The sequence below is a fragment of the Patescibacteria group bacterium genome (assembly GCA_028692545.1).
Lineage (GTDB): Bacteria > Patescibacteriota > Patescibacteriia > UBA1558 > S5-K13 > STD2-204.
In genome coordinates this window covers 18,776-27,434 of record JAQUXC010000014.1, presented here as the reverse complement: position 1 = coordinate 27,434, position 8,659 = coordinate 18,776, and the positions used below count along the sequence as shown (strand labels likewise).

General features: G+C 30.2%; 10 protein-coding genes. 6 read left to right on the top strand and 4 right to left on the bottom strand.

The window, feature by feature from the left end; translation table 11 throughout:
• Positions 1–416: 416 nt before the first annotated feature.
• The 6 genes from nusA to PHZ07_04820 all read left to right on the top strand — a co-directional run bounded on the left by nusA (position 417) and on the right by PHZ07_04820 (position 6,986).
• Entirely contained in the window at positions 417–1,619 is a 1,203-nt protein-coding gene (gene nusA / locus PHZ07_04845; GenBank protein ID MDD3284894.1) for a transcription termination factor NusA, read from the top strand.
• 31 nt (positions 1,620–1,650) lie between these two features.
• Positions 1,651–3,645: a sodium-translocating pyrophosphatase gene (locus PHZ07_04840; protein ID MDD3284893.1), complete on the top strand. Its 1,995-nt coding sequence runs from the start codon at positions 1,651–1,653 to the stop codon at positions 3,643–3,645.
• Between the two features lie 132 nt (positions 3,646–3,777).
• On the top strand, positions 3,778–5,067 hold the full coding sequence (locus tag PHZ07_04835) for an adenylosuccinate synthase (GenBank protein MDD3284892.1): 1,290 nt from the start codon (positions 3,778–3,780) through the stop codon (positions 5,065–5,067).
• 149 nt (positions 5,068–5,216) lie between these two features.
• The gene (locus PHZ07_04830) at positions 5,217–5,624 is read left to right on the top strand and encodes a polymer-forming cytoskeletal protein (protein ID MDD3284891.1); all 408 of its coding nucleotides are present in this window, start codon (positions 5,217–5,219) and stop codon (positions 5,622–5,624) included.
• A 38-nt stretch (positions 5,625–5,662) separates the two neighbouring features.
• Positions 5,663–6,403, top strand: coding sequence for a diacylglycerol kinase family protein (locus PHZ07_04825; GenBank protein MDD3284890.1), 741 nt, complete (start codon positions 5,663–5,665; stop codon positions 6,401–6,403).
• Between the two features lie 139 nt (positions 6,404–6,542).
• Positions 6,543–6,986 (top strand): NUDIX hydrolase, encoded by a 444-nt coding sequence (locus PHZ07_04820; protein ID MDD3284889.1) that lies wholly within the window; start codon positions 6,543–6,545, stop codon positions 6,984–6,986.
• A 71-nt stretch (positions 6,987–7,057) separates the two neighbouring features.
• Here the strand turns inward: PHZ07_04820 and PHZ07_04815 are convergent, their stop codons facing one another.
• Genes PHZ07_04815 through rpmH form a run of 4 tightly spaced genes read right to left on the bottom strand, consistent with a single transcriptional unit; the run spans position 7,058 to position 8,553 of the window.
• Positions 7,058–7,813: a YidC/Oxa1 family membrane protein insertase gene (locus PHZ07_04815; protein MDD3284888.1), complete on the bottom strand. Its 756-nt coding sequence runs from the start codon at positions 7,811–7,813 to the stop codon at positions 7,058–7,060.
• 16 nt (positions 7,814–7,829) lie between these two features.
• Positions 7,830–8,063 carry a membrane protein insertion efficiency factor YidD gene (gene yidD / locus PHZ07_04810; protein ID MDD3284887.1) on the bottom strand — a complete coding sequence of 78 codons (234 nt, stop codon included), beginning with the start codon at positions 8,061–8,063 and terminating at the stop codon, positions 7,830–7,832.
• Positions 8,060–8,398, bottom strand: a complete 339-nt coding sequence (gene rnpA / locus PHZ07_04805) for a ribonuclease P protein component (protein ID MDD3284886.1) — start codon at positions 8,396–8,398, stop codon at positions 8,060–8,062. Before rnpA ends, yidD begins: the two co-directional genes overlap by 4 nt.
• Before the next feature lie 17 nt (positions 8,399–8,415).
• Complete coding sequence (rpmH, locus tag PHZ07_04800) at positions 8,416–8,553, bottom strand: 50S ribosomal protein L34 (protein MDD3284885.1); 138 nt, start codon at positions 8,551–8,553, stop codon at positions 8,416–8,418.
• Positions 8,554–8,659 lie beyond the last annotated feature (106 nt).

The window sequence follows — 8,659 nt, the reverse complement described above, 5'->3', positions numbered from 1 at the left end:
CTCCTAAATACCATAAAACTCGCTTTTCTTTTGGATAACTTGGTTTTAAAGGCATATATTTGTTTATTAGTTAACAGTGTTACCCCTAAGTATACCAAGTGTTACCTATTAGTGTTAACTGTACAAGCTATTGACATTTTCTGTGTATATGCTATAGTTATATGTTAATCAATTTTTGACAAATAATCCCTATATTTCTGCATCCACGACAAGCATGAAAATTATTGAAAGATATGCTCAGGCTTTTATCCTAGATAAGTTGCTAGAGCAGTTCTTTCTAATAATTTTCTTGGGTGCAGTAATATAGGGGTTATTGATTTAATGATTGACTATGTATAAAAATAAGGGTATTATTTATATGTACTAGTATGATTTATTATACTAGTTTTTTTAAAAAATAATTAAAAAATAAAAATATGTTTAGTAACATAGAAGAGATAAAACAAGCAATCCAGAATATATGTGATGAAAAAAACATATCCATAGAATCTGTACTAGAAAGTATAGAAGCTGCTCTTGCAGCCGCCTATAGAAAAGATTTTGGAAATAAAAATCAAAACGTAAAAATTAGTTTTGACATAAACACAGGAGATATTAGCGTATATGATATAAAAACTGTTGTAGAAGATAAAGACTTAGAAAAAGAAGCGGAAGAATATCTCGAAATAAGAGAAAAAATCGGCGAAGATGAGCCAATGCCAGAAGATTTTCATAGATTCAATCCAAAGACAGAAATAATGATAAGTGAGGCAAAAACAATACAAAAAAAAGCAAAAATAGATGATGAAATAAAAATAACCCTAGAAACACCTACGGATTTTGGTAGAATAGCTGCACAAACAGCAAAACAAGTAATAATTCAAAGAATAAGAGAAGCAGAAAGAACAACCATATTTAATGAATTCAAGGGAAGGGAAGGTGAGGTAGTAAATACCATAATACAAAGAAGGGAAGGCTCAAACGTTGTAGTAGATTTAAACAAAGTCCTTGGCGTGATACCACCAGAGGAACAAGTAAGGACTGATAATTATATGCCAGGATCACGACTTAGAGTTCTAATATTAAAAGTAGAAGAAACAAACAAGGGTCCAAAAATAGTAGTGTCTCGTGCACACCCAGAAGTAATAAACAAAATATTTACACTTGAAGTACCAGAAATAGCAAATGGAATAGTGCAAATTGAATCCATTGCTAGAGATGCTGGATCAAGAACAAAAATTGCTGTATCAAGTAATCAAACAAATATAGATCCAATAGGTTCATGTGTTGGACAAAAAGGATCAAGAGTACAAACAATTATAAACGAACTCGGTGGAGAAAAAATAGATATTATAGAATGGAGCAAAGATCCATCAACATTTATAAAAAATGCATTATCTCCGGCAAAAATAATAAATTTAGAACTTAATAAAGAAGAACAAAGTGCTATAGTAAAAGTTGAAGAAGATCAATTGTCACTTGCAATAGGTAGGGATGGACAAAATGTAAAATTAGCAAGTAAACTTACCGGGTGGAAAATAGATATTGAGGGAACTGAAGATTTTACAAAAGAAGAACCTAAAATAAAAGAAAATAAATCGGAAAAACCAGAGGAAGAGGTAAGTGAAACAGAAGAATAAAAATATATAAAAATTAATAATATCAAAAATTATGACCTTATCATTGATTTTTGCATTATCAACAGCCTTTGTGGCAATAATTTATACCCTAATAACAAGCTACATAATAATAAAAAAAGATCAGGGAAATGAAAATGTAAAAGAAATAGCACAAGCTATATATCATGGTTCAATGACGTTTTTAAAAAAAGAATATAAAGTACTAATAGTATTTATTATTATTATAGCAATATTACTTAGCATAGGAATGAATAAATGGCAGGTTGGACTTGCATTTATAATTGGATCTTTTACTTCTGCTTTAGCTGGAAATATAGGAATGAGAATAGCAACAAAAGCAAACTCAAGAACAGCAGTTGCTTGCCAGACAAATATAGGTCATGCTCTAAAAATAGCATTTTCATCTGGATCTGTTATGGGTCTTAGTGTAGTTGGTTTTGGACTTTTAGGCATTACTTCAATATTTCTAATAGAGGGAAGTGTGATAAATGAAATGTCCTCAAACATATTATTTTGCTTTGGATTTGGTGCTTCTTTTGTAGCACTTTTTGCAAGAGTTGGTGGTGGAATATACACAAAAGCCGCTGATGTTGGAGCCGACTTAGTAGGAAAAGTAGAAGAAGGAATTCCAGAAGATGATATAAGAAATCCCGCTACAATAGCCGATAATGTAGGAGATAATGTAGGAGATGTAGCTGGTATGGGAGCAGATCTTTTTGAATCCTACGTCCAATCTATAATAGCTGCAATAATAATAGGAGCAACTACAATAAGAACCACATACGGAATCACTTTACCACTACTTTTAGCGGGAATTGGAATAATATCATCTATTTTAGGAACATTTCTCGTAAGAACAAACAATAAAAAAAATATACAGTCCGCTCTTAACAATGGAGTATTTGGATCTGGAATAATAATGATCATATTGTCATATTTCTTAATAACTGGAACTGGAAATGATATTAGAATATTCTATTCAACAGTTATTGGACTAATAAGTGGGGTACTAATTGGACTTTCAACAGAATATTTTACATCCGACAAAAGATTACCAGTAAGAAGTATAGCAGAGTCATCAAAAACTGGTGTGGCTACAAATATTATTCACGGATTATCCGTTGGAATGCTTTCAACAATAGCTCCTGTAATTATAATATCAATTACAATAATTTCTACATACAAATTAATGGGTCTTTATGGTATAGCAATAGCAGCTGTTGGTATGTTATCAACCCTTGGTATAACACTTGCAACAGATTCATATGGACCGGTAGCTGACAATGCTGCCGGTATAGCACAAATGGCACATATGGGAGAAGATGTGAGAGAAAAAGCAGAAAGTCTAGATGCTGTAGGAAATGTTACCGCAGCAGTTGGAAAAGGTTTTGCCATAGGATCTGCTGGACTCACTGCTCTTGCTTTATTTTCAAGTTTCACTCAAATAATAGGGCAAAAGGGATTTGATACAGTAATAAATATAACCGAGCCAAATATTATAGTTGGATTATTTATAGGTGCACTTTTACCTTTTGTATTTTCATCACTTACAATAAGTGCCGTTGGTCGTGCTGCATTCAAAATGGTTGAAGAAATTAGAAGACAATTCAAAGAAATGCCTGGAATTATAGAGGGCACCATAAAAGCAGATTATGACAAATGTATAGCAATATCTACAGATTCCGCCCTTAAAGAAATGATATTACCATCAGTACTTGCTATTATAATTCCTTTTATAGTTGGATTTACTTTAGGAGTGCAGTCTCTTGGTGGCTTAATTGCTGGTTCTACTGTATGTGGCTTTCTAATGGCGATATTTATGTCAAATTCTGGTGGTGCATGGGATAATGCAAAAAAATATATAGAAGCGGGAAACTTTGGAGGTAAAGGAAGTTTTGCTCACAAAGCTGCTATCATGGGAGATACCGTGGGAGATCCATTTAAAGATACCGCAGGTCCATCTCTAAATATTCTCATAAAACTTGTCTCAATAGTTTCACTATTATTTGTAATGATTTTTTTATAAAATATTATAAATCTCAAATACAAAAACACTTCGCTCGACGGAGTGTTTTTTGACAAATAAATAACTTAATGCTAATTTTTATAAGGTTGTTCTAAAAAATAATTAAAATATAAACAAAATATGGAGGAAACCATGAAATACAAACAACTTGCAATAATTGATTTCATATGGGGAGATAATGGTAAGGGAATCATATCTTATACAGATGCTATTCCATATGATGTTGTCATTCGTTTTCAGGGTGGGTCAAATGCCGGACATACTATTTATGCTAATAATCGCAAATATGTTCTTCACATTATACCGTGTGGAGCACTTTACCCAGACAAAATTTGTATAATAGCTGGAGGTTGCGTTATAAATCTAGATAGCCTCATTAATGAGATAAACGCCCTAGAAAACTTGGACATTTATCTAAAGGGGAGGCTTCATATTTATAATACAGCCACATTAGTGACAGATTTCGAAATTGCTCTCGACATTGCAAAAGAAAATGAATCTGAAAATAGCGGAAAAAAAATAGGTACAACTAAAAACGGAATAGGATATGCCTACGCAAACAGAGCTTTTCGAAATGCTCTCATAATACAGGATCTATGTAACACCAAAGTCTTAAAAGAAAAGATTTATGATCTTGCAAAAAGCATAAATCCCATTCTTATATCCTTGGGCGCAAAAGAAGTGGATCCAGAAACAGTATTCAATAAAATGAAGTCGCAAGCAGAAGAGGTAAGACAATATATAATTCCAAACACATATGTTTCTGAACTTCAAAAACAAGGTAAAACCATACTTTTTGAAGGAGCACAAGGACTTCTTCTTGATCCGTTAAACGGAACCTATCCATATGTGACAAGTTTTCCAATTCATCCCGGAATAATAGGTCCAAGTTGTGGCATAAGCACCAAAGACATATATGTTATCGGCGTAATGAAAGCTTATACAACAAGAGTTGGCGGTGGACCATTCCCAACTGAAATAGGTGGTGAAATAGAAGAACTCCTTAGAACGATAGGTAAAGAATTTGGAGCTACTACCGGTAGACCAAGAAGATGCGGTTGGACTGACATTCCACTCATAAAGTATGCCATTACAATATCTGGTATAGATGAAATTACAATGACGTGCTTTGACACACTCTACAAAATGGGTAGAATCAAAATCTGCACACATTACATTGTGGACGGAGAACGTTTTGAAACAGCGCCTAGTGTTATTCCAGATATTCTTTCCAAAGTAGAAACAATATACGAGGACTTTGAATTTGATGACACAGATATAACTGGAATAAATAATTGGGACGACTTACCAAAGCTAGCCCAAAAATTTATAAAAAAAATTCAAAGCTGTCTTGATATTCCAATAACCAGAGTAAAAACTGGACCAAATATTGAGGATATTTTGGATGTTCCTCAAATATAAAAATTAGTCACAATACAAAAGGCTCTTTCTCTGAAAGAGCCTTAACTTTTAGTAAAAATAGAAACATTGACTTATTCTTCATAAAAAACTAAAATTATCATACTATTAAGCTATCAAAAGCTTCTAAATTAAAAATTAATAAATATCTTATGTTTAAAAAAGAAGGTATTCAAAATATAAAAAATACAGAAACTGTAATAGGTGAATCTGTTGTTGTAGAAGGTGAATTTAATGGACATGGAAATGTAGTAATAGAAGGCAAGTTAAATGGCAATCTTACAACAGATGGACACGTTCTAGTAGGCGACAAATCTGAAATAAATGCCGATCTTCGTGCTGGAAGTGCGTTTATATCTGGAAAATTAACCGGCAACATCAAGGTAGATGAATCTCTTGATGTAGCAAAGACAGCGGAAATAAAAGGCGATATAGAGGCAAAATCCATTGCAATGGAGTCTGGATGTAGAATAAATGGAAAACTAAGTATAAATCCAGACACAAATATGGAAAGAATAAATAGAAAACAAAAATTAGAAAAAGAAGAAATTTCAGAATAATTATACTATAAGTTATTTAAACTATTTATTTAAAAACCATGTATATATACATATACGATTCTTGTCTAAAAGAAAACAAATACCGAAAACTACTTGATAAAATAGAAAGCAGAATTATTGATCTTGATATAAAGGGGAAAATACTCAAACTAAATATACTAAAAAATATAAAACAATTCATAAATGAAGAAATAGAAAAAGGAGCTCATACAGTTGTGGTTGTTGGAAATGACTCAACCCTTAGCTCTATACTAGAAAATATAATTGACCAAAAAATCACTATCGCATACATACCAATAGATAAGGGAAGTAAATTTGCACAAATACTTGGCATACCTTATGGGGAACTTGCTTGCAATATATTAAGCGGAAGAATAATAAAAAAACTTGATATAGGAAAAATAAACAAAAAATACTTCCTAAATTCTATCATAATAGAAAACTCAGATAATATTGAAATGAAAATAGACAGTTTTACAATAAAAGCTCTCCCAAAAAATAAAATAATAATAAAAAATTTAAGTTTTGACACAAACCAAGAATTAAAACAATCAAACCCAACAGATGGAATATTAGAAATATTTATAGAAAACTGCGGGGGGTTTATGAAAAAAAATTTAAAACATAGTTTATTTACAACTGATAGATTACTTATTAATTCAAAGGGTGAATCTACTCCACTTATAATAGATAATAATCAAATAATAAATACTCCAGTAGAGATAACTATTGCTGATGATAAATTAAATATAATAGTAGGAAGTAATAGACAATTCTAACCTTCAACTATCGGTTTTTAGCTATTGACCATTAACACACAACTTATAAAAAAATAAAAATATGAAATTCCAATTATTAGGATTTTTTTGTATTATACAAAAATTATACTTATAATAATTATATAATTTAATTTTAACTATGAACTATAAAATAAAAAATTATACTGGAGTTGTTGGGATAGTATATACAAACACAAATCCAAAAAAATTTGCAGTTGTTCAAACTGAAAGAGGTTTTTCACTTCCAGGCGGAGGAATAGAGGAAAGCGATTCTTCTCTTGAATCAGCACTATATAGGGAATTAAAAGAAGAACTTGGTTTAAACAAAGAAGATATTGAAATAGAAAATATAAATATGACAGAGTCTTTTATTTATGGAAAAGACAAGGTTGGTAGATCAAACAAAAAAGCATCTAGATTAATATTTTTAGTAAAAACAAAAAACAACAAATTAAGCCCAGAAGATATAGAGATTATAAACGCAGACTGGTATAGCTATCAAGATGCAATAAAAATATTTACATGGAAAAATTCCAAAGAAACCCTTGATAAATTTAAATACTTATTAGATAAAAAACAATAAAGTCCACACATTATGGACTTTATAAAATATTCTAAGAAATACTATTCGATCAAAAATTTCTATATTAAAAACTATTTATTATCTAAAACCTCAATCTGTAAATTTCTTTTTTTATTAAGTGATCTATTTACTAAATATTGATCAAGTACACCAAGAAGAGTAATCAAGAACCAATATAAAGCCAACCCACCAGGAAGGGATGCACTTATAAATATAGTAAGAATGGGCATGAAATACATCATTTGCTTATTCATTATATCTGTCATTCCAGGCTCTTTTTTTATCTTCACAACATTATCTGATTCTGATTTCTTAGATTTAGCTATAAGTAGTCTACTTTGAAAAAATTGAGCTACACCAGCTAATACTCCCAAAAATATCTGTGGCTCCGAAAGATTTAAAAACCCTAACATTATAGGATTTATTGATCCCGGATTGCTTACAAATGGATATAATAAATCAAAATTATCAGAAGTTAAACCATTTCTAAACACTTGAAAAACCGCAATAATAAAAGGAAATTGTAATAAAAGAGGTAGGCACGATGAGAATGGATTTACTTTTTCTGCTCTGTAAAGCAACATCATTTCTTGACCCAATTTTTCTTTATTATCTTTATATTTTTCTTTTAGCTCTTCCATTTTGGGCTGTATCTCCTGAAGAGCCTTTTGAGATTTCAATGATTTATGAGAAAGTGGCCACAATAGAAGCTTTATTATGACAGTTATAATAAATATTGCTGCACCAATATCTGGAATCAGATTATAAATAAATACCAATAGATTGAATAGTGGCTGATAAAAAATTGTAGTAAAAAGATTTCCCATTTTTTTGTTTTATTTTTTAATTTAGCGGGTCATAACCACCCTTAGAAAAAGGATTACACCTTATAATTCTTTTTATAGATTTATAAAACCCATTAAGAACTCCATATTTTTCTATAGCTTGATGTGAATACTCCGAACAATGTGGGTAAAACCTACAATAACCGTGTGGATGTTTATATGAAAACCAACCAGAATCTGGAGATAAAGTCTTTTGATAAACTCTTATAATATACAATAAAAATATTTTCATAATAATCTTGATTTTTTTAATATATAAAATATTTCTTTTTCTATATCAAAATATTCCATATCTACAACACCTTTTTTCACGAGAAAAATTATATCATAAGAAATTTTCATTTTTTCTAAATTGAACCTTAAAATCTCATATACCCTACGTCTAATTTTATTTCTTACGACTGCTTTTTTAGAAATTTTCTTTGAAACAACTATAGAAAACCTATTATTTAAATTTTTTGTTTTATAAAACCTCAAAACAAAATTATTACTATAAAATTTGTTCTGGGAATTAAACACCCTATCAAAATCAGCTTTTTTACCAAAACGAAATTTTTTAGCAATCATTTTATTTATTTTGCAAATTAAACAGTTAGAGATTTCCTCCCCTTTGTTCTTCTTTTGCTCAAAACTCTCTTACCACCAACGCTAGACATTCTATTCATAAAACCATGTTTTTTGAGTCTTTTAACTTTTTTTGGTTGATATGTTCTTTTTGGCATATTTTATAGAAAATTAATTATAAATAGCTAATCCTAAGAATATCAGTATTTTACAATATCGTCAATATTTACTAAACATTATATAATAAAAAAATACTATACTTTT